The following is a 20,468-nucleotide window of genomic DNA, read 5'->3' as shown; positions in this document are numbered from 1 at the left end:
CGTTCAGTTAGAAAGGTATTGTGGCAAGCTGGAGCCAGACTGTAAACAATCCAGCACACGGTTAGGGTAAGTCAGCAAGGAATCGAGCGCTATCCGCGACTAGGTCTGTGCAAACCACACCTTCTGCCCTGGTCGCAGTTGGGCCATCCACCACAAATCGAGGGGATGCACCAGCGCCGGCTTGGCATAGCCCCCAATGCGGCCCCGGTCGTTGAGCAACACGATGGGCTGGCCCTCAGTGGTAATCTGCACCGCCCCCAGCGGGGTGGCCTCGCTGATCAGCTCGCCCCCCGGCACCTCCGGCCCCAAAAGCCGGAGCCCCATCCGATCCCCCGAGACCAGCTCGAAAGGGGCGCTGCACAAGGCCTGCATCGCTTCCGGGCTGTACTGGGGCCCCGGCAGCAGGCGAACCCGCCGCGGCCCCAGGGGGGGTAGCGCAAAACCAAAGCCCGCTCGAGCCTCCCTCACCTCCGCCACCCCCAGCACATCGCCGGCCTGCAAGGGCCGCCCAATCAGACCCTTAAGGTCGGTGCTGGCGCTCCCCCAGAAACGGGCGCTCTCGAGGCCCCCCGCCAGGGCCAGGTAGCCCCGCGCGCCCTCGGGGGCCGGTTCGAAGTGCAGCCTATCACCCGCGCGCAAAAAAAAGGTCTGGGCCACCGCCACCGGCACGCCACCCACCAGGGGCCGCATCCCATAGCCAACAAAGACAGCGACCAGCGGCCTTAACGCGCTCAGCACCGGGCCCTTGAGGGTCAGTTCCAGGAGCGGCGCATCCGGGGGGTTGCCCACCAGCCGGTTGGCCAGGCCCGCCAGCCGACCATCCAGCACCCCCGAGGCCGCCAGCCCCAGGCGCCCGGCCATGCGTCGCCCGCTGTCCATTACCAGATCCAGCAAACCTGGCTCCTCCACCCGCAGCGCCGGATACCGCGGCGCCGCTGGCAGCAAGGGCTTCAGGGCCGGCACCGCCGGGGTGGGGCCCTCGCTGGGCACAAAGCGCACCCGGTCGCCCGCCTCCAGCAAAAACACCGGGGCGCGGTGGGGGTTGTAGACCTGGGTGAGCGCAGTGCCGATCAGGTGCCACCCACCGGGGGAGGACAGCGGATAAATTCCGCTCTGGTTGCCGGCAATCGCCACCGCATGGGCCGGCACCAGGGCTCTGGGCGTTCTTCGGCGGGGCAGCCGTAGGCGCTCGGGCAGGGGCCCTAGGAACGGAAACCCCGGCGTGAAGCCGGTGGCGAACACCCGGTAAGGGGCCTGGCTGTGCAGCCGTACCACCTCCTCGACCGAAAGGCCGGTCTGCTCGGCCACCCAGGCCAGGTCGGGCCCATCGTAGCGGACGGGGATCTCAACCTCTTTGCCTGCTGGCGCATCGGATAACGCCTCCAGATGCCGGCGCACCCAGCGCAGAACCCGTGCCTGTGAGACCCGGTCGGTGTCGTACTCGAGGTAGAGTTTCACATAGCCAGGCACCACATCGGTCACACCCGGCAGCGGATCGGCCAGCAGGGCCCGCGTCAGGGCCAGCATTTTAGCGTTGGCCTCGAGATCGAGCTGTTCGGAAAAGGGCAGGTAGAAGCCGCTCAGGGTCATGGAAGGTCAGAATACATCCCCTAAACAGAATCGAGCCGTTGCCGGGGGCCCCAATGGGAGCACAACCCACAACGCATGGAGCAGCGATTAGGCGCTCAGTAGGTCTCGATGATCACCCCTTCGGCCTGCAGTGCCTCCCGCACGGCCCGGGCTATCTCAACCGCGCTGGGGTTATCACCGTGGATGCACAGGGTCTGGGCCCGCACCTCCACCCAGCCGCCCTCCACCGCCGCCACCCGGCCCTCCACCACCATCTGCACCGCCCGACGGGCCGCCTCGGCAGGGTCGTGAATCCAGGCCCCAGGGGTTCCCCGTGGGGCCAGCCGACCGTCGCGGCTGTAGCCCCGCTCGGGGAAAGCCTCCGCGACGGTGCGGAGCCCCAGGCGCTGGGCCTCCTGCTCCAGCGGGGTGTTGGGCAGCACCACCAGCGGCACCTGGGGGTCGAAGTCCCGGGCCGCCTGGGCGATGGCGCGGGCGGTCGGGGGGTCTTTGGTGGCCCGGTTGTACAGGGCCCCGTGGGCCTTGATGTGGTGCAGGGGCAGGCCCCGCACCTTCAGAAAAGCGCTCAGGGCCCCCACCTGGTAGAGCACGTCGGCGTAGACCTCCTCGGGCGTGGCCGCCATCTCCCGCCGCCCAAAACCCACCCGGTCGGGGAAGCCGGGGTGAGCCCCCACCGCCAGGCCGGTCTTTTGGGCAAGCTCGAGGGTGCGCTCCATGGTGAGCGGGTCGCCGGCGTGAAACCCGCAGGCCACATTCACCGAGCTCAGCAGGGGAAACAGCTCCTCATCCCGCCCCAACTTCCAGTTACCAAAAGATTCGCCCGCATCGGCATTCAGGTCAATCTTCATAGCGCCCCTATCCACCGGTCATCCGGGCCGGCAGCCAGGTCACGATTTGCGGAAAAACGGTGATCAAGGCCGCCGCTACCAGCAGCATGGCTAAAAAGGGCAGGGCCGAGCGGGCAATGGTGAAGATATCCCGCCCCGAGAGGCCCTGCAGCACGAACAGGTTGAAGCCCACCGGCGGGGTGATCTGGGCCAGCTCCACCGCAATCACCAAAAAGATGCCAAACCACAAAAGGTCAATCCCCACCGCTTTGGCCAGCGGGAGGATTACCGAGGTGGTCAGCACGATGATGGAGATGCCGTCCAGGAAAGCCCCCAGCACCAAGAACAGCAGCATCAGGACGGCCAGCAAAGCGTACTTGGAAAGCCCCAGCCCGGCCACCCAGGCCGCCAGGGCCGCCGGGATACCGGTAAAAGCCATGGCGATGGAGAGCACCGCCGCCCCGGCCAGTATGAAGCCAATCATGCTGCTGGTGCGTACCGCACCCATCAGGCTCTCCAGCAGACCCGGCCAGCTCAGGCTGCGGGTCCAAAGGGCAATAATAAGGGCCCCCAGCACCCCCAGACTGGCCGCCTCTGTGGGGGTGGCCACCCCTGCATAGATGGAGCCGATCACGGCCACCATCAGGAGCAGCACCGGCAGGATTTTGAGCAGGCCGCGCAGGCGCTGGCCTAGGGGCAAGGGGGGGTCGGGCGGGGGCATCTCCCTTGCGTTTAAGAGCCCCGATAGCATCACCCAGCCCATAAACAGCAGCATCACCAGCAGGCCCGGCAGGAGGCCCGCAATAAAGAGCCGGGCCACCGAGACCTCGGCGGCCACCCCGTACACGATCATCATCACCGAGGGGGGGATCAGGAGGCCCAGGGTGCCCGAGCCGGCTAGCGAGCCCAGCACCAGCCGCTCCGGATAACCCCGCCGCAGCAGTTCGGGCAGGGCAATTTTGCCCACGGTGGCGGTGGTGGCCGCCGAAGAGCCGATCACCGCAGCGAAAATGCCCGAGGCCAGCACGTTGATGTGCAGCAGGCGGCCCGGAATCCGGCGCAGCCAGGGGGAAAGCCCCTCGAACAGGTCGGCAGCCAGGCGGGTGCGGTAGAGGATCTCGCCCATCCAGATAAACATGGGCAGTGCCGCCAGCGACCAGCTCGAGACCGAACCCCACAGGCTGCTGGCCACGCTGGCCCCAGGGGGGGTGTTGGTGAAGAACTGCAACCCCGCCCAGCCCACCCCCAGGAGCGCCAGGGCAATCCAGACCCCACTGCCCAGCAACACCAGCAGCAGCAACACCAGAAAAAGCGCAATCTGCGTTAACTCCACGGCTACTCCTGTCCCCCACCCTCGGAAAGATAGGAGGGCATTTCACCCCGCCAAAGCACCACCAGGGTATCGGCCAGGGCCACGGTAAAGATGGAGATGCCCACCGCCAGCAGGCTTTGCGGGATCCAGATGGGCAGCGGCAAAAGCCCAGGGGCCAGGTCGCCAAAGCTATAGGAATCCAGCACCAGCCGCCAGAGCTGCAAGGTGGCGTAGCTCGAGGCCAGCAGCGAGAACCCCCCCACCCCCAGTTCCAGCCCCCGGCGGGCCTTACCCTGTAGCCGCCGAATCAAGACCCCCACCCGGATATGGGCCCCCGCCCGCAAAGTGGGGGCCAGGGCCAGAAAGACCGCCCCGGCCATGGCAAAGCCGGAAAGCTCGTTGGCCGAGGGGATGGCCACCCCAAACTGCCGCCCCACAATCTGGGCCAGGATAATCAGGAAGATAAAGACCACCAGCAGCCCGGCCAAAAAGCCTGATAGGCGGTACAGGCCATCCAGGAACTTGCGCATATGCCCCCCTCACCCCGCGAGAACCCTCACCCACGGACAGTTACGGGCGAGGGATTCCCGCTTCACGGTGCTCGAGCCTTCGTCCTAGCGGCCCAGGTAGGTTCGGTAGATTTTGACCCCGGTGGCCCCGGCCCGCCTGAGCCATTCGTTGGTCATGGTCTCGCCCACCTTTTTGACGTCGGCCACCAGTTGGGGGCTGGGCTGCAAGACCTGCATCCCCCGCTGGGCCAGGATGGCGGTCTTGCTGGCGGCTTCCTGCTGGCTGGCCTGCCAGCCCCGCTGCTCAGCCCGACGGGCAGCCGCCAGCACGGCCTCGCGGTCGGCCGGGCTCAGGCTGTCCAGGGCCCGGCGGCTCACAAACACCATGTTCTTAGGAATCCAGGCCCTAAGGTCGTAGAAGTAGCGGGTGAAGTCCCAGGCCTGGCTGTCCACCCCGGTCGAGGGGGAGGTGATCATGGCCGCCACAATACCGGTGGCAAAGGCCTGGGGAATATCGGCGGCCTCCACCTGGGTGGGCGTCATGCCGGTCAGCTCGGCGATACGGGCCGTAGCTGGGTTGAAGGCCCGAAAACGGAGGCCCTTCAGGTCAGCTGCGCTGTTCACCGGCTGCTTGGTATAAAGCCCCTGGCCCGGCCAGGGCACCGAGAACAACAGAGTCATACCGCGCCTTTGCAGCCAGTTTTCGATCTCGGCGCGGGAAGCCCGGTAGAGCCGCTGGGCATCGTCGTAGCTCCCCACCAAAAAGGGAATCGAGTCCAGGGCAAAGACCGGGTTCTCGTTGGCCAGCAAGGAGATGAGCACCTCGCCCATCTGAATCTGGCCGTTGCGCACCCCCGGCAGAATCTGCGGGTGCGGCAACAGGGAGCCCCCGCTGCTAACCCGGATGGTCAGGCGGCCCTGGGTCGTGGTCTCGACCTCTTTGGCGAACTCGCGGATGTTGATGGTGTGGAAGTTGCCGTCGGGGTAGGGGGTGGCCATGTTCCAGACCTGGTTCTGGGCCCACCCCAGCCCGGCCAGCAACAAACCCAGCAAGACACCGATTGGTTTTCTCATGTCCTCCTCCTAGCGCACTGCAAAAAGTGACCCCAAAAAGCCTTCTATATCGGCTTTCCAGGCCCCCACATAACCCAGCCGCCGGGAGACCTCGTGGGCGGCCCGGTCGAGCTGTTGTAGGTAGTTGTGTAAGACCGCTTCCTCGCGGTAGTGGGCCTCGGCCCCGGCCAGGCTCAGTGCTGCCAGCACTTCGCCCGAGGCCCCGCGAACCGGTGCGGCCAGCTCGGCAGAATGGGGCTCGAGCTCCCCAAAACTCGCCGCAAAGCCGCACCGTTGGGTTTGGCGCAGCAGTTCCTGCAGCCGGGGCCGCGCCACCGGGGTGGCCGGGGTGTAGCGCCTGCGCGCACCCTCCAGCACCGCTTGGTGCACCGCAGGCGGGGCAAAGGCCAGCAAGAGCCGCGTCGAGGCCCCGGCGTAGAGCGGGGCCCGCCGGCCCGGTGCGATGTACAGCCGCACCCGGCTGCGGGCCTCGAGCACCTCCAGATACACCCCCTCCTGGCCGTCGCGCACCACCCACTGCACCGACTGTCCCGTGGCCTCACGCAACTCCGCCATGGTGGGCAATGCCACCTGCCGGGCCGGGTAGGCCGCTTTGACCAGGGCCCCCAGGTGCAAAAGCCGGGTGCCCAGGCGGTAGCGCTCGCCCTCCCGCACCACCAGCCCGTGGCTTTCCAGGGCCCGCAGGCTGCGCAGGCAGGTGGCCTTGGCAAAACCGCTGGCCCTGGCCAGCTCGGAAAGCCCCCAGAAAGGCCGCTCCTCGCTGAAGAAACCCAGCAGGTATAGGGGGCGCTCGAGGGTGGGAATGGCCTCCGTTGGTTTCATTGAATGAACCACCTAACCGATAACTGAACCTTTGGGGGCCATGATATCCCCAGGCCCCCTCCCTGTCAAGCGCGCGGGGCGCGGCCTACCAGCCCAGCACCAGCGCAAACATCAGCGGTGCCACAATTGAAGCGTCCGATTCGATGATGAACTTGGGCGTGTCCACGGCCAGCTTGCCCCAGGTGATTTTCTCGTTGGGCACGGCCCCCGAGTAGGAGCCATAGCTGGTGGTGGAGTCGGAGATCTGACAGAAGTAGCCCCAGACCGGAATATCGGGGCGCTGCATATCCTGGTGCAGCATGGGCACCACGCAGATGGGGAAGTCGCCCGCAATGCCCCCGCCAATCTGGAAGAAGCCGATGGAGTGTTGCTTGGAGGTCTCCACGTACCATTCGGCCAGCATCATCATGTACTCAATGCCGGTGCGCACGGTGTGGACGTTTTTGATGTGCCCATTGAGGCAGTGGCCGGCGTACATATTGCCGGTGGTGGAGTCCTCCCAGCCCGGCACCACGATGGGCAGGTTCTTCTCCGCCGCCGCCACCATCCAGCTATCCTTGGGGTCAATCTGGTAGTGGGGCTCGAGCTTTCCCGAGCGGATGATCCGGTACAAAAACTCGTGCGGGAAGTAGCGCTCCCCGGCTCTGTCGGCAGCCTCCCACTCGTCTAGCAGGGCCTGCTCGAGCCGCCGCATGGCCTCCATCTCCGGAATGCAGGTATCGGTCACCCGGTTGAGGTGGCGCTCCAGGAGCTTTTGCTCATCCAGGACGGTCAGTTCGCGCCAGTTGGGAATGCGTTCGTAGTGGTGATGGGCCACCAGGTTAAAGAGGTCTTCTTCCAGGTTGGCCCCGGTGCAGCTTATGGCCTGCACCTTATCCTGCCGGATCATCTCGGCCAGCGAAAGCCCCAGCTCGGCAGTGCTCATGGCCCCGGCCAGCGTAACCATCATCACCCCCCCCTGCTCGAGGTGGGCGCGGTAGGCTTCAGCAGCCTCGACCAACGAGGCCGCGTTGAAATGGCGAAAATGGTGCTTGATGAATTTCGAAATTTCTCCCCGAGACATGTCTTCCTCCAGGTTACGACCTTGCCGGAGTCGCGGAGGCGACCCTCCTAGTTCTCGCGGGGTGGGCGAATGGGCTCCCCCCTTGGGCCTGAGTGCAAGCACGCAGTGCCCTGCACCTGCCGAACGCCAGAATATCGCAGGGCCTAACGGGCCCTGCCATGCTCCGCTTGAAAGTGTACAGAAGTCTGCCGAGAATACAAGACCCCGGTAGACCGAACTGGACTAGAGGCTTAGAAGCGTTCGTAGGAAAGAATCTGGAACACCGCAACCCGAGTTCCAGGAACTGCCGCCAGCGCACCAGGCAGATTGATTCCTGGATCAATGTAATAAATATCTGCGCTACCTCCGCCGTTGCAGTTACTATTTGTACAAAAAGAATCCGCTAGAACCATGCCAGCCAATGTAGCTTGCGAACCAGACAGGATAAACCGCTTACCCGAATAAATCATGGCTGCTACCGTCATATTTTGATGCGCATAATCGACTGAAACCACTTCGTTTGCATTGCCTTCCGCCATCAAGAACAGGGCTTGTTGGGGGAAAGGCGCAGTTCCATCCGGCAGAACATCACCATTCAGCGTCAAAACGCCACCACGGTTCTGACCACTCGTGAAGGACTGCAATAGGATAGTTGCGGCACGCCCGTTCTGATCGTAACCGTAGGCTCGATAAAGAATATCCCGAGCTTGATTATTGCTTCGAATCGTCCGTAAGTTAAACCCTCGCATCACTACTGAACCGTATACTTCAAGTAATCCATCTGTCCCGTTGGGTGCATAGTAGAAGCCCCCCGCAGCCCTGCCATTTAGGTTAAAGCGACAATCAATCGTAGTGGCATCCAGGCTGATTGTGGTTAGATTCAAGATAGCGCTACAGCTTGCGGAGTTGTTCCAGGTTGCACCCGCCGGCAGTGCAGGCAAAGAACTGCCTCTGGTGAATACAACATTGCGAGCGTCGGCAATAATGCACTGCCGCCAGGTCTGGTTCGAACCGCAGTTACCTGGGCCGTCAAGACGAGGAAACCGGGGCGACTCGGAAGGGGAAATGTCATATCTTCCAACAAATGGAGCACAAAAAGGTGCGCAACTCTGATTGGTGATTAGTTGGGAGTTACCACTGGTGGTGTAGGCTAGGGCCAGATTAGGATGGCTGGGAACCAAGCTAGGATCACCAATTTTGATATCCACTAGGTTATTGTTAGGGTTTTGCGATGTATTGGCCGAGCCAAGCCCTGCACTGCCACCTATACCTATAGTGCCCCAACGCACTCGAAAGGAGGCGCATAAGTTGTTTGCCCGAGTTGGGGTTACACGGGTGCTCAACAAGCTACTACCTGACAGGTCGTAGGAATTCGCCACCTGCATATTACCGCTGCCCACAAATACTTGTCGCATTGGGTCCGTCTCATCACCTTCAATAAAAACACCACCACGAATATTTGCACTTCCATTAATAGCTCGCTGCCCCGATCCAGAACCGGCTACCACCGCATAACGCAATAAACCAGCATTGGCTAGGTTAAACACTGCCCTTACACTCGACTGCGCCCCAGCAAACCGACCCACTGAGGTGATGGTCATGTAGTTGCGGTCATTGGCATCGCGCCGGATGATGACGTTGGCCTGACCGCCCGCGATGTTCTCGGTAAACACCATCCGGCCCTGGCTGTCGAAAGATTGCATAGCTCCAGGGCCGTTGCGGTCCCAATCAATACCCATGTATAGCGGGTTCTCGCAAGCGTTCGCGTTTACCGCCGACTGGCCCATAGCCCAGCGGAAGTTTTGAAACAACGCCGTCTTGTACTTTTGCAGCCCGGCCTGGGCAATGTAGTTGGCCTGGGTGGAGGTGGAATCGTTGCGGGTCACGAACTGCTCGATTTGGGTGGTGTAGAAGGTACCAAACACCAGCAACCCCACCAAGACCAGAATAACCAGGGTAGCTACGATAGCGATACCAGACTTGGAGCGCATACTTCCTCCTGCCTCAGTTCTTGAGGTTGGGCATCAAAATCTCCTGCGTAAGGGCCAGGCAGATACGCCCTGCCGGGCAGTTGACGGTACTTCCACTTGCCGTTGTATAGCTGGAGGCTGCGATGTTACTAACGGTAGTAGCAGATTGTCCTATGACGGTTACCCGCGCACTGCGGGGATAGCTACCCGAAGGACAGCCCGAACTGATATTGGAGGTGGTGTTGTCACTGCACTGGTATTGAATATCCATTGCCAGGATGTCCGGGGCCAGACCTACCAGAGAGGCCGCGCTACCGCAGGGCACGTCCGAACGTTGCAGTGTATTTCCACTAAAGGCATAACTAACCGCGCGACAGGCCTGTGTAGAACTGGAGCGAAGATTGGTTACATACTGCGCACCGAACCCGTCCTGTACACCTCCATCGGTAGAGGTGAGGCAATTGACCCCATTGCATCCACTCGAGACCGTTGTTACCAGATTGCCGTTCGAGTCCAGGAAGCCCCTCGAGCCCACCATCTGCAAATCTTGGGTCACCATCTGCATCACCATCCGCACCCGATCCTGCACTTCGTTGCGGCTCTGGGTACGCTGGGTCAGGTCGCGCTGGTCGCCAAAATAAACCGCCACCAGGGTCAGGATTCCGGCCAGAATGCCCATGGCAATCAGCAGCTCAACCAGGGTAAAACCGCCTTTACGCATCTAGGGGCCTCCAGCAGGGTTAGGGCAAGGAGCCGGGGCATCGGAAGTAGGCGAGGGGAACACATCGTAGCAACTGATGCGGTTGACCAGGGTAATGGTGGGGCCCCGGCTGTGGGTGGCGGTCACGGTAATGGTGATGAGCCCTTCACCCAAGAGGCCACTCTCGCGGATCACGTTCCAGCGGGTGGTAATCAGGTTGCTGGTGGTACCGCTGCCGTTGTCGCAGTTGATGCCGGTACGTAAGGCCGTACGCGATGAGTTGCTTGGGGCTGGTGAAGGTAGCGAAATGGCGGGGTTGGGGCAGGTATAGAAGTAATCTACAAAGTAGAAACTCTTATTGGCATTAACATCGTCTCGCAAGTTGTTATTGGAGGGAGGAGACTCCACTTGCAGCACCAGGGCGGTCTGGCGCTCCAATTCCGCCGTAGCATCAGCCTTAACCTGCGAGGCCAGCCCGGTCTGGGCGCTGGCCCGTAAACTGGAAAGCTGGCTCAACACCAGTGGCACAAAAGCAATGCCAATGATTGCGAGTGCTACCAGAAGTTCTACGATGCTAATTCCGCTTGACTTGCGCATCCCCCCACCTTTCACGGACACGTACCACTCACCACCTGGCTGCGGCCCTGCTGGTTGATACAAACCGTGCGTTGGTAGTTATTGGCGAAATTGCTCAGCACAATGCTGAGGCGACCCTGGTCTTGTGGAACCCCTCGAGCATCGAAAGTAAACTGGTAGGTTCCGGCGTTGGGGCAGTTGGTGGTAGAGGAAGTCGAGGCTGCCAGGGTAGCGGATTGACAGCGAACTCTAGGAAAGTCACCTTGGCCTAGGGTGATGGTCTGAAGCACCACCTGGTTGTTGGTGGTTCTATCCAGCACCCAGACTTGGTAGCTTCCATTACCGCCTGTGTTTATTGTAATCCCGCCGCTGGTGTTGTTGCGAATGGCTTCCAGACGTGCCCGGTTGACCTGTGACGACAACACCTGGCTGGCCTGGGAGACCGCAATACGATCGGGGTTGAAGTAGCCCAGCCCAATCGTTAGCAGTATGCCCAAAACTGCCAATACAACAATGATCTCAATTAAACTTAAGCCCCTACCCCGCCTCATAATTGATATTAATTGTAGACCCTTTAGAGCCTATATAGTGCCCCTGTTTGGGGGGGTAATCGAATTGGTTCGCAACGTTGATTTAGCCCTTCAAAATCGCACAAAACCCCATTTCATAACTTGGCAAACTTCCCTAAAAGCATACACGTTACGTAACCCTTCACATTAACATCGCATTAATTCGGGTGACCAGGTGCTCCGCGGCAAGATACAAAAAGAGGAGCCGATGGCTCCTCTTAAGCTGGGTGTATGGCCCAATCTGGATGAAGAATTATACGCATTTCGGCAGTATCGTTCACTTCGGCAAGCCTAAACGATACTACCGAAATGCTTTTCTACTCCCTTCGGTCGGCTTGAATCCTTCACCTCTGACTCCGTCCAACGGTGAAGGATTCAAGCGGAAATGGTATTACTTATCGCGGTTCCTCTATGCCTCCGCTAGCTGGGCCAACTTGGCAATTACTTCGTCCAACATGGCATCGGTTGGAGCCTGGGCAAAAGGATTGGGGGCGTTCAGGTCGAGCTGCATTGTGGTCGTGGTTTGCTGGGTTTTGGTGCTGGATTCTGTATTGGTCTGTGTGTTGGTCTGGTTTTGTGCGCTGTTGCTTTGCGAGGTATCGCCGGTTTGGCTGGTCTGATCTGTAGATTTGGGGGCGGCTTCTGCGGTTTGTATAGCGGCCAGTTGCTCAGGGGTGAGTTGAGCCTGAATCTGTTTGGTATACCACTTGGCTATAGCCGGAGAAAGAGCCGCAGAACTACGAATGGCCCGAAAATAAGGCAAGAGTTTTTCGGCTTGCTCTTTGCTAAGTTTGGTATCGCCCTCGAGGAGTTTCCCAATTCCTTCAATTTGCGCGGCCAGTTCCATCATCTCCGAGCCAGGTGGTACAGCAGGTTGAGAATCAGACTGGGCGAAGGCGTTCCAACTCAACAAGGCCAAAACCAACAGTGCCGCTGGACCTTTTTTCATGGCTTTTCCTCCTGTGATAGTGTGGAGTCCTGGCCAGGATGCTCTCCAAAACCAGCTTGGGCGTTTTTGATGGCAGCCCAGTGGAAGCTAGATTAAAAACCCGAGTATGATGAGTCGAGACGGCTGTTTCTCATACCGAAGGGCCCTGCCTGGCGACAAAACTTGCATTAAGTTTTTTTTAGTTAATCGAATAGGGGCATTGCTCACTACGGCTGGGCAATTCCTTGGCGTAAGGTTTGGTTTGTGAAAGATGTGCTGTCTAGAACCGAGATCGCCGTGGTGGTAGATCGCTTCTATGCCAAGGCCATGCAAGACCCCATCATTGGCTACCTGTTCGAAGGACTGGACCTTCCCAAGCATCTGCCCACCATCTACGACTTCTGGGAAAACATTCTGTTTCGCACCGGAGCCTACAAGGGCGGCATGATGTACAAGCACCTGATGCTCAATGCCCAAAAGCCCCTCAGGCTCCTTCACTTCCAGCGCTGGCTCGAGCTCTTTACGCAAACCATAGACGAGCACTTTGCCGGCGAGAACGCCAACACCATGAAGCGGTTCGCTCACTCGGTAGCCCAGACCATCTACGCTCGAGTCTCCCAGCAAAATGGCCTCCCGCTCGGCATTCGGGAGACCCCTAGCGAAACCAGCGCAAAATCAGATTGAGTAGCAGGCTAACGGCCAGGCTTACCAACAGCATCGAGGTGATGGGAAAGTAAAAACGAAAACCCTCGCGCTCGATGCGAATGTCGCCGGGCAGGCGGCCAAACCAAGCCAGTAGTCCTGGGGCATACAGCCACACCAGGCCCAGCACCACCAAGACCAAGCCCAGGGCCAGCAGAAGGCGCCCAACTTCCATGCCTCAATGGTAGCCCAGTTCGCGCAGGGCTTCGGGGTCTTTGCGCCAGTTGGGGTAAACCTTAACCTGCAAGTCCAGGTAAACCTTGCGAGACAGAAAGACCTCGAGCTGCTTGCGGGCCGCCGCCCCAATCTCCTTGAGCATCCGCCCCCCAGCCCCAATCAGGATGGGTTTATGGTTCTCGCGCTCGACATAGATGTTCACCTGGATATAGTAGGTTCCTCCGCCCCCGCCGGCGGGGGCGGGGCGCAACTCAAACTCTTCGGTCTTGGTGGCAATCGAGTAGGGGATTTCTTCCTTGAGGCGCTTCATGGCCTCTTCGCGCACAATCTCGGCCGCCCACTCCTCGGGGGTCTGGTCGCCCTTGGCGTAATCTTCAGGGAAAAAGAAGGGGCCTTCGGGCAGGAGCGCCAGCACCTCGTCCCGCAGCGTTTTGGCATCGCGCTCGTTCTGAGCCGAAATCATGCGGGTTTCCAAACCTGGCAGCAGCTCGGCATAGGCTTGCAGCGCGGCCTCGGGGTACTTGGCAGCATCGGCCTTGTTGCCCACCAGAAAAATGGGTACCTGCCCCTTTAGAGGGCGGAGTGCACGCGCAACCAGCTCGTCTTCGTGGGTGGGCGGGTGGCGCAGATCCACCAGCCACAACACCACATTCACCTCGGCCAGGGCTTCGGTGATCTGCCGGATCATGTACTCGCTCATGGCATCGGCAGCCTCGTGCCAGCCGGGCGTGTCCACAAAAACAATCTGGCGGTTGCCCTCGGTGTGGATGCCGCGCACCCGCTTGCGGGTGGTTTGCGGCTTGGGGCTGATGGGGGCGATTTTCACGCCCAGCATGGAATTGAGCAGGGTAGATTTGCCCACGTTGGGCTTGCCTACCAGCGCTACAAAGCCGGAATAGGTGGTTCCTTCAGTCACCGTTCTAGTATAGGGGTAAGCACAGGTTGATCCCCAGCCCCACCCCTATCCGCTATCCTAATCGGAGCTATGCCCGACCCTCTGGCCCTTGCACTCACCCCCCAGATTGGCCCCCGGCGTTTACAGCAAGCCCTTTCGACCGACCTGAGCACAGAGGCGGTGGCCGATGAACTGGGCCCCGAGATTGCGGTTGCCTATGCCAAAACCCTCAAAGACGGCATGGCCAACAAAGAACGCGAGCAAGCGGCCAAGCTAGGCCTGAGGCTGATTGGGCTTTGGGAGGACGGCTACCCCGAAGAGCTGCGGCATCTGGACAGCCCACCCATGGTGCTGTACCTGAAAGGAGAACTGCCCCCTTCGGAACGCAATATCGGCATCGTGGGCACCCGCAAGGCCAGCCCCTGGGCCCTGGCCTGGACTCACAAGGTGGCGCTCGAGCTGGCCGAGGCTGGCATCGGTATCATCTCCGGGCTGGCTTTAGGGATAGATGCCGCCTCGCACAAAGGCGCTTTAGAGGGCGGAGGCTACACCCTGGGGGTTCTGGGGAGCGCAATGGATCGCTTCTATCCGTCCCAGAACCGCTCCCTGGCCGAGAGAATGAACGTGCTCTCGGAGTTCCCGCTGGGCACCCCGCCACAGCCTGGGCTGTTTCCCCGGCGCAACCGGATTGTGGCAGCCTTTTCCAAGGCGGTGCTGGTGGTGGAGGCCGGAGAAAAAAGCGGTAGCCTGATTACCGCCAAATTTGCCGCAGAACTGGGCCGCGACGTGCTGGCCGTACCGGGACGACCCGGCGATACTTTTTCGCTGGGAAGCAATCGGCTGATTCAGGATGGGGCCGGGCTGGTGCTGAACACCGAGGACATACTGAATGCCCTGGGGGTGCTGGCCCCCAAAAAGCAGGCCCTGCAGTTGGAGGGCAGCGAGGCCCAGGTCTACCGGGCTTTGCTCGAGCTCCCCGAAGCCCTGCCCGACGACCTCGCCCAGAGCACCGGCCTTTCCACCGGCGAGATTCTCTCGGTGCTGATGATGCTCGAGCTCAAAGGCATGGTACAGAGCAGCGCAGGGCGCTACAGCCCTGTCTGACCGGCCCGTCACCCTGCTTACGAGAACACCCCGACCCCAGAACCCTCGAGCTACCCACACCGCGCACGAGGCTCGCCCTCACCGCTTTTTGGGTCAAACAAGGGATTGCTACGGAAACGGCTTGACCGAAGACCAGACCAGCCCCTGGGCCCCTATGGAGCCCATCAGCTCGTACCAGCCGGGCTTGAGCCCCGGCGGGACTGGGAAGCTGGCGGGCAAGGCACGGAACTTGTTTCCATCGAAGTAGGCCACTACCCGCACCTGGGTTTGTTCGCTGGCGGCCCGCAGGGCCATAAAGGGGTCGTTGCGGTTGTTGGAAAGCCAGGCGCTCACAAACTGGTACTGGCTGGCCCCCACCAGGCTGGCTGGCCCCTGATAGAAAGCCCAGGGAACAGGGCTATGTAGCTTGATCTCGCTCGCGACAAACACCTCGCCTTCCCAGACGCCGGTGGCCTCGAGCCACATACCGGGAATGGCCAGGCTCAACCAGGGAGAGTTGCTCTGGATGCGTACATTGCCCGAAATAACCTGGCCACCAGCGCTCACCGTGACCTGGCCCATGTAATTACGGGGTTGGCGGGCACTCGAGGGGCTGGAATTGGAGTTGGGGTTTTGGTTGCTGCCGCCAGCATTGCTGTTGTTGGCACCGCTGTTGCCTCCAGCGTTGCCACCACTATTCCCATTGCCTCCGGCATTCCCACCGCTGTTTCCATTGCCCCCGCCGTTGCCATTCCCATTTCCGTTGCCGTTCCCGTTGCCATTACCCCGCTGCACGATTATTGGAGTATCGGGGGCAAAATCGGGCTGGCTGCCAACCTTAACCTGACCCGCCAGCACCGGGGGCACCGCCAGGGCAACAGCGACGCCCAGTACCAGGGCGCCACGGAGACTAAGCACGGTTCACCTCGAGCCTGGGCAGGCTCAGAATGGCCTCGAGGCCACCCCCCGGTCGGTTGCGAAACTCGAGCGTACCCCCCAGCAAAGCGGTAATGTGCCGAACCAGGGCCAGACCCAGCCCCATCCCCTTTAGCTTGGGCTGCATCCGCAAGAAAGGATCGCCGAGACGTGGCAGCGCCTCCTCGGGCACTCCTGAGCCCTGGTCTTGTACGTGAATACTGATCATGGAATCCTGCCTAACCTCTACCCGCACCGGCCCTTGACTAAACTTTAGGGCATTGCTGACCAGGTTGCCCAGGGCCTGCTGGAGCAGTTCCTCGTAGCCCAGGACCTGGGCCTCCAAATCTCCTTCTAGCGTAATGCGCAAACGCTCTTCTGGAGTAAGGTTCTGAACAACAGAACGTAACGTTAAGCCAACCTCAACCGGCTGAGGGTCTGTTTGCGGGCTGCGGGTCAGGGCCAGCAAACCGGCCAGCAGACGTTCTAAACGCTCCAGGCTGCCCTTGATGGCTGGCAACGACTCCTCGGGCGGCAAGAGCCCCTGCTCGAGGGCCTCTACCTGTGCGCGAAGCGTCGCCAGCGGTGTTCGCAGCTCGTGGGAGGTGTAACGGGAAAAATTACGCTCCCGCTCTAAAAATCCCTCTACCGCTTGGGTCATGCGGTTGAAACTCTCGGCCAGGTCGGAGAGTTCATCCTGACCGGGCGGTACTGGAACCGGCTTGGGGAAGCGTTGCTGGGCAATCGCGTGGGTGGCCTCGGTCAGGTGGCGCACAGGCCGCATCAGGTAGCCAAACAGCAGGTAAGCCGCAATCAAAGCCAGCAACAACGAGAGCGGCAGGGCCAGTAGCTCGGTACGCCAGAAGGCTTGCAAGGCTTCTTTCTGGTTGCGGGTCTCGAGGGCCGCGTGCAACACGAAGCCCTCCGCCAACACCCGCTCGCTTTTGAGCCAGCCCGCGGCCTCGGCAGGAAACCGGCCCCCAATTTCCAGAAAAACCTGCCCCTCCCGCATCACCCGAAACCGGCTGCTGCCCAGTTCGGCCAGCTTGGGCAGGCGGCTGAGCTCGAGCTGAACCTGCTCGGGCGTGATGACCAGGGCCTGGGCTACCGCATTGGTCAGCGAATCGAGGTCCTGCCGGGCTTCCCGGCCCAGCGTATCCTGGAAGCGCACAAACCCCAGCCCACCCACCAGCAAAGCTGTCAGCAACACCACTGCCGACAAACTAAGCACCAGGCGGCTGCGAAACCCCCCCGGCACCCAGCCTTTGGGTTTGGGCAGGGTGATGGGAATGGTTTGCACGGTTTTGCGCCGCAAGACTCGCATCGGTCAGACCCCCAGCACATAGCCCCCTGGGAGGGTGGCAATTACATTCTCCCCCAACTTCTCCCTCAAGCGATGTACATATACCCGCAGAATGCGGTGGCCCGACTCGGTGTTGGGAAAAATCTTCTCCAGCAGCTCATCCACCCCAAACACCCGCTCTGGGTGCAGTGTCAGGCGTTCCAGCAAGGCAAACTCCTTGTCGGATAGCGAAACCAGCCGCTGGTTCCAGTACACCTTGCGACTGGCAAACTCCACCCGCAACGGGCCGCGCTCGAAGATGGTCTGGCGGGTGGTGCCCCCGCGCCGTAACAAAGCCCGTACCCGCGCCAGAAACTCCTCCAGCGAAAAGGGCTTCACCAGATAGTCGTCGCCCCCCAGATCCAATCCCAGTACCCGGTCTTCTACGGTGTCGCGGGCGGTCAGAAACAGAATGGCTCCGTTGAACCCACCCTCACGGAGCTGCCGGGCGAAGCGAAACCCCGCATCGTCTCCCTCTGGCAGCATCACGTCCAGGGCAATCAGATCCGGCTCGTGCTCGTCAACGAGGGTCTGGGCCTGGGAGGTGTTATCGGCCCACTCCACCTCGTAGCGCTCACGGCGCAAAAGCGCCACCAACGGCCCCGCCAGACCGGCTTCATCTTCGACCAGTAGAATGCGCATGATTTATCCTGATTGTATCGCTTGAAGTCTGCAGGCAGACCCTGGCCAACCTCTGGCCCGCCCTTTCACACCTCGAGCTCATCCAACAGCCTAGCCCCAATGGATAAACGGGATATTAACACACCAGCAGGCAACGGGGCCAGGCTACGGAGGGAGCAGTCAGTATCTGAAGACAAATCGAGTCTAGGACAGTTAAGCCGCATTACCCCAAGGCTCCCGGTTCAGCGACTCGATTCCAGGACGGCCAAGCGAACAAGTTGAAAAATCATCTTTGAACGCGCTTATAGGGTCATCAGCGACGGAGTTCCATTTTCTTTGCCCGCCCAAACCTGCTCCAGCGCCTCCTGGAGCACCTCCACCCCCGCCCCCCGCCGGCAGGCCCGCTCGGAGAGTATCCTTCGCCACAGGCGGCCACGGGGCTGCCCCTTGAACAGGTTGAGCATATGCCGGGCGATGGCCCATAGGGGTGTGCCCCGCTCGAGCTGGGCCTCGGCATAGCGCAGCATGGCCTGGGCCACCTCGAGGCGGGTGGTGGCGTGGGCCTCTCCAAACAGCATCCGATCCGCTGGCTCGAGCACGAAGGGATCCTCGTAGACCGCCCGCCCCAGCATCACCCCGTCCACCTTGGCCAGGTGAGCCTGGGCCTCCTCCAGCGTGCGAACCCCCCCATTCAGCACGATGGTCAGGTGGGGGAAGTCCTGCTTGAGCTGGTAGACCCAGTCGTAGCGCAGCGGGGGAATGGCGCGGTTTTCGGCGGGTGAAAGACCCTTGAGATAGGCCTTGCGGGCGTGGACGATAAACACCTCCACCCTCACCCCGGCCAGTTTTTCGACGAAACGGGCCATATAGCGGTAGTCCTCCACCTCATCTACTCCCAGCCGATGCTTGGCCGTGACCGGAATTTTCACTGCTTGTCGCATGGCCGCCATGCTCTCAGCAACGAGATCGGGCTCGAGCATCAGGCAGGCCCCAAACCCACCCCCCTGTACACGCTCCGAAGGACAGCCCAGGTTCAGGTTGATCTCGTCGTAGCCCCAGGCTTCGCCAATCCGGGCCGCCTCGGCCAGCTTTTCCGGCACCGAACCCCCAAGCTGCAAGGCCACCGGGTGCTCTTCGGGGCTGAAGTCCAGCAGTTTGGGGCGGTTTCCCAGCAAAATCGTCTGATCCACCACCATTTCAGTGTAGAACCGCGTTTGCCGGCTAATGAGCCGCACCAAATAGCGAAAATGCCGGTCGGTCCAGTCCAGCATCGGCGCGACGGACAGCCGGTAGGGATTTATACCGTTGGCAATCGGGGCAGTAATCATTTGAAGCGTACGGGCGTTCAGGCGCCAGCTAGAACTTCCTGGGGCGACAAGCGTTTGGGCTCGCGGAACTCGATATCCTCCCACTCGCCTTCCTCGATCACCTCGAGGTTGGGGTTGAGCCCACGGAAATGAGCCACCACCTCCTGCACCAGATCATCCGGGGTCGAGGCCGCCGAGGTAATGCCCACCCTGCGCACCCCCTCGAGCCACTCCGGCCTGATGTCGTGCACGGTATTGATGCGCTCGGCCCGGCCCACCAGGCTCTGGGCCAGCTCCAGCAGCCGCATCCCGTTGGAAGAGGCCAGGCTGGTGAGTACCAGAAACAAGTCCACATTGGGCGCAATCTGCTTGACGGCATCCTGGCGGTTTTTGGTGGCGTAGCACAGGTCGTGGCGGCTGGGCACCACCAGCTTGGGGAAGCGCTGCTTGAGAATCTCGACGGTGGCCAGGGTGTCGTCCACCGAGAGGGTGGTCTGGGTCAGCACCACCACCTTTTCGGGATCGGGCACCTCGACCGTGCGGGGGTCGGCCAGGCGGGCATCGCGCCCCACATGGGTGTGCACCGCCACTAGAATGGTCTGCTCCGGAGCCTCGCCACGGGTGCCCTTGATCTCCTGATGGTCGGCGGAGTCGCCAATCAGCAAAATCCAGTAGCCCTCCCGGGCGTAGCGCTTGGCCTCACTGTGGACTTTGGTCACCAGGGGGCAGGTTGCATCAATCTGGTGCAGGTTGCGCTGGGCGGCCTCGGTACGCAGCCAGGGGGGAATCCCGTGGGCCGAGAAAACCACGGTTTCGTTCAGCTTTTTGCCGCCTTTAGCCAGCTCGCTGCGTAGCTGATCCACCTCGGCCAGGTCTTCGACAAAGTGCACCCCGTGCTGTTCTTCCAGCCGTTTGACCACCACATCGTTGTGGACGATGGCGTGGTACACCACCAGTTCGCCCTCATCGCGCAGCTCTCGAGCCGCCTTCTCCACCGCCTCAATCGCCATGACCACCCCGGCGCAAAAGCCCCTGGGTTTGGCTAGATAGACTCGCTCAACCATACCAGAAGCCTACCTTAGCACAGGCTGGGCCCACCCTCTGTAAGTTGAGGCCGTAGGTTCGCGCACAACATCACCAACACCCTGTGGTGCAACCCATGGTGTTCTTCACTCACAAGAAGTCCGCGCCCAGAGCCAACCGCCTCGACTCTGACGGGATTTCTGGCCTCGAGGTTGGCTTAGAAGATCACTCTAAAACCCAACTTCTTCCCCAAGCAGCACCGGCTCTCTGGGAATAATCAGGCTTTCTTTGGGCTGGGGACGGGCGATGCCGAATCCCTGGAGCAAATGGCAACCCCGTTCTTGCAACCAGGCCATTCCTTCGTGTGCTACCTGCAGTCTACCCTTCCACCCCCGCCATCCTGAGCAGAAGACGGCTGCGGATGAGGTTGTGCACCAGCAGAATCAGGTTCACCCGCGCCAGGAAACCTGCAAACGACCGGGCC

Annotated in this window: 22 protein-coding genes; 2 read left to right on the top strand and 20 right to left on the bottom strand. The window is 61.2% G+C overall.

Annotation, left to right across the window (positions count from 1 at the left end; all coding sequences use genetic code 11):
• Nucleotides 1–99: 99 nt before the first annotated feature.
• From pxpB to WKI89_RS10235, 12 genes are all read right to left on the bottom strand, one after another.
• Nucleotides 100–1,590 (bottom strand): 5-oxoprolinase subunit PxpB, encoded by a 1,491-nt coding sequence (pxpB, locus tag WKI89_RS10290; RefSeq protein WP_337869356.1) that lies wholly within the window; start codon nucleotides 1,588–1,590, stop codon nucleotides 100–102.
• Between the two features lie 95 nt (nucleotides 1,591–1,685).
• Nucleotides 1,686–2,438, bottom strand: coding sequence for a 5-oxoprolinase subunit PxpA (locus tag WKI89_RS10285; protein ID WP_337869354.1), 753 nt, complete (start codon nucleotides 2,436–2,438; stop codon nucleotides 1,686–1,688).
• Between the two features lie 7 nt (nucleotides 2,439–2,445).
• On the bottom strand, nucleotides 2,446–3,750 hold the full coding sequence (locus tag WKI89_RS10280) for a TRAP transporter large permease subunit (protein WP_337869353.1): 1,305 nt from the start codon (nucleotides 3,748–3,750) through the stop codon (nucleotides 2,446–2,448).
• 2 nt (nucleotides 3,751–3,752) lie between these two features.
• Nucleotides 3,753–4,259: a TRAP transporter small permease gene (locus WKI89_RS10275; protein WP_337869352.1), complete on the bottom strand. Its 507-nt coding sequence runs from the start codon at nucleotides 4,257–4,259 to the stop codon at nucleotides 3,753–3,755.
• A gap of 84 nt (nucleotides 4,260–4,343) precedes the next feature.
• Nucleotides 4,344–5,312, bottom strand: coding sequence for a TRAP transporter substrate-binding protein (locus WKI89_RS10270; protein WP_337869351.1), 969 nt, complete (start codon nucleotides 5,310–5,312; stop codon nucleotides 4,344–4,346).
• 9 nt (nucleotides 5,313–5,321) lie between these two features.
• Nucleotides 5,322–6,134, bottom strand: coding sequence for an IclR family transcriptional regulator (locus WKI89_RS10265; RefSeq protein ID WP_337869350.1), 813 nt, complete (start codon nucleotides 6,132–6,134; stop codon nucleotides 5,322–5,324).
• An 85-nt stretch (nucleotides 6,135–6,219) separates the two neighbouring features.
• Nucleotides 6,220–7,197, bottom strand: coding sequence for a deoxyhypusine synthase family protein (locus WKI89_RS10260; RefSeq protein WP_337869348.1), 978 nt, complete (start codon nucleotides 7,195–7,197; stop codon nucleotides 6,220–6,222).
• A gap of 230 nt (nucleotides 7,198–7,427) precedes the next feature.
• Nucleotides 7,428–9,167, bottom strand: coding sequence for a hypothetical protein (locus WKI89_RS10255; protein ID WP_337869346.1), 1,740 nt, complete (start codon nucleotides 9,165–9,167; stop codon nucleotides 7,428–7,430).
• 13 nt (nucleotides 9,168–9,180) lie between these two features.
• Complete coding sequence (locus WKI89_RS10250; protein ID WP_337869344.1) at nucleotides 9,181–9,867, bottom strand: type II secretion system protein; 687 nt, start codon at nucleotides 9,865–9,867, stop codon at nucleotides 9,181–9,183.
• On the bottom strand, nucleotides 9,868–10,443 hold the full coding sequence (locus WKI89_RS10245; protein ID WP_337869342.1) for a type II secretion system protein: 576 nt from the start codon (nucleotides 10,441–10,443) through the stop codon (nucleotides 9,868–9,870).
• Nucleotides 10,444–10,454: 11 nt separating this feature from the next.
• Nucleotides 10,455–10,973, bottom strand: coding sequence for a GspH/FimT family protein (locus tag WKI89_RS10240; protein ID WP_337869341.1), 519 nt, complete (start codon nucleotides 10,971–10,973; stop codon nucleotides 10,455–10,457).
• A 427-nt stretch (nucleotides 10,974–11,400) separates the two neighbouring features.
• Nucleotides 11,401–11,940 carry a hypothetical protein gene (locus tag WKI89_RS10235; RefSeq protein ID WP_337869340.1) on the bottom strand — a complete coding sequence of 180 codons (540 nt, stop codon included), beginning with the start codon at nucleotides 11,938–11,940 and terminating at the stop codon, nucleotides 11,401–11,403.
• Nucleotides 11,941–12,183: 243 nt separating this feature from the next.
• Between WKI89_RS10235 and WKI89_RS10230 the strand changes: the two genes are divergently transcribed.
• On the top strand, nucleotides 12,184–12,603 hold the full coding sequence (locus tag WKI89_RS10230; RefSeq protein WP_337869338.1) for a group III truncated hemoglobin: 420 nt from the start codon (nucleotides 12,184–12,186) through the stop codon (nucleotides 12,601–12,603).
• Here the strand turns inward: WKI89_RS10230 and WKI89_RS10225 are convergent.
• On the bottom strand, nucleotides 12,575–12,796 hold the full coding sequence (locus WKI89_RS10225) for a DUF2905 domain-containing protein (RefSeq protein ID WP_337869336.1): 222 nt from the start codon (nucleotides 12,794–12,796) through the stop codon (nucleotides 12,575–12,577). The two genes, WKI89_RS10230 and WKI89_RS10225, sit on opposite strands and share 29 nt — an antisense overlap.
• A gap of 3 nt (nucleotides 12,797–12,799) precedes the next feature.
• On the bottom strand, nucleotides 12,800–13,714 hold the full coding sequence (gene era, locus WKI89_RS10220; RefSeq protein WP_337869334.1) for a GTPase Era: 915 nt from the start codon (nucleotides 13,712–13,714) through the stop codon (nucleotides 12,800–12,802).
• Between the two features lie 69 nt (nucleotides 13,715–13,783).
• On the opposite strand from era, the gene dprA reads away from it, so the two are divergent.
• Complete coding sequence (gene dprA / locus WKI89_RS10215; protein WP_337869333.1) at nucleotides 13,784–14,797, top strand: DNA-processing protein DprA; 1,014 nt, start codon at nucleotides 13,784–13,786, stop codon at nucleotides 14,795–14,797.
• 108 nt (nucleotides 14,798–14,905) lie between these two features.
• Here dprA and WKI89_RS10210 read toward each other — a convergent pair whose 3' ends face one another.
• From WKI89_RS10210 to WKI89_RS10185, 6 genes are all read right to left on the bottom strand, one after another.
• Nucleotides 14,906–15,694 (bottom strand): hypothetical protein, encoded by a 789-nt coding sequence (locus tag WKI89_RS10210; protein ID WP_337869332.1) that lies wholly within the window; start codon nucleotides 15,692–15,694, stop codon nucleotides 14,906–14,908.
• Nucleotides 15,687–17,015 (bottom strand): HAMP domain-containing sensor histidine kinase, encoded by a 1,329-nt coding sequence (locus WKI89_RS10205; RefSeq protein WP_337869330.1) that lies wholly within the window; start codon nucleotides 17,013–17,015, stop codon nucleotides 15,687–15,689. The genes WKI89_RS10210 and WKI89_RS10205 overlap by 8 nt, the downstream gene beginning before the upstream one ends.
• Before the next feature lie 3 nt (nucleotides 17,016–17,018).
• A complete protein-coding gene (locus WKI89_RS10200; protein WP_337869328.1) occupies nucleotides 17,019–17,675 on the bottom strand; it encodes a response regulator transcription factor in 657 nt (218 codons plus the stop codon).
• Between the two features lie 281 nt (nucleotides 17,676–17,956).
• On the bottom strand, nucleotides 17,957–18,982 hold the full coding sequence (gene dusA, locus WKI89_RS10195; protein WP_337869326.1) for a tRNA dihydrouridine(20/20a) synthase DusA: 1,026 nt from the start codon (nucleotides 18,980–18,982) through the stop codon (nucleotides 17,957–17,959).
• Nucleotides 18,983–18,999: 17 nt separating this feature from the next.
• Nucleotides 19,000–20,025: a 4-hydroxy-3-methylbut-2-enyl diphosphate reductase gene (gene ispH, locus WKI89_RS10190; protein ID WP_337869324.1), complete on the bottom strand. Its 1,026-nt coding sequence runs from the start codon at nucleotides 20,023–20,025 to the stop codon at nucleotides 19,000–19,002.
• A 189-nt stretch (nucleotides 20,026–20,214) separates the two neighbouring features.
• Entirely contained in the window at nucleotides 20,215–20,340 is a 126-nt protein-coding gene (locus WKI89_RS10185) for a hypothetical protein (RefSeq protein ID WP_337869322.1), read from the bottom strand.
• Nucleotides 20,341–20,468 lie beyond the last annotated feature (128 nt).

It is taken from the genome of Meiothermus sp., from assembly GCF_037443965.1.
Classification (GTDB): Bacteria; Deinococcota; Deinococci; order Deinococcales; family Thermaceae; genus Meiothermus.
This window is presented reverse-complemented; position numbering and strand designations above follow the sequence as displayed.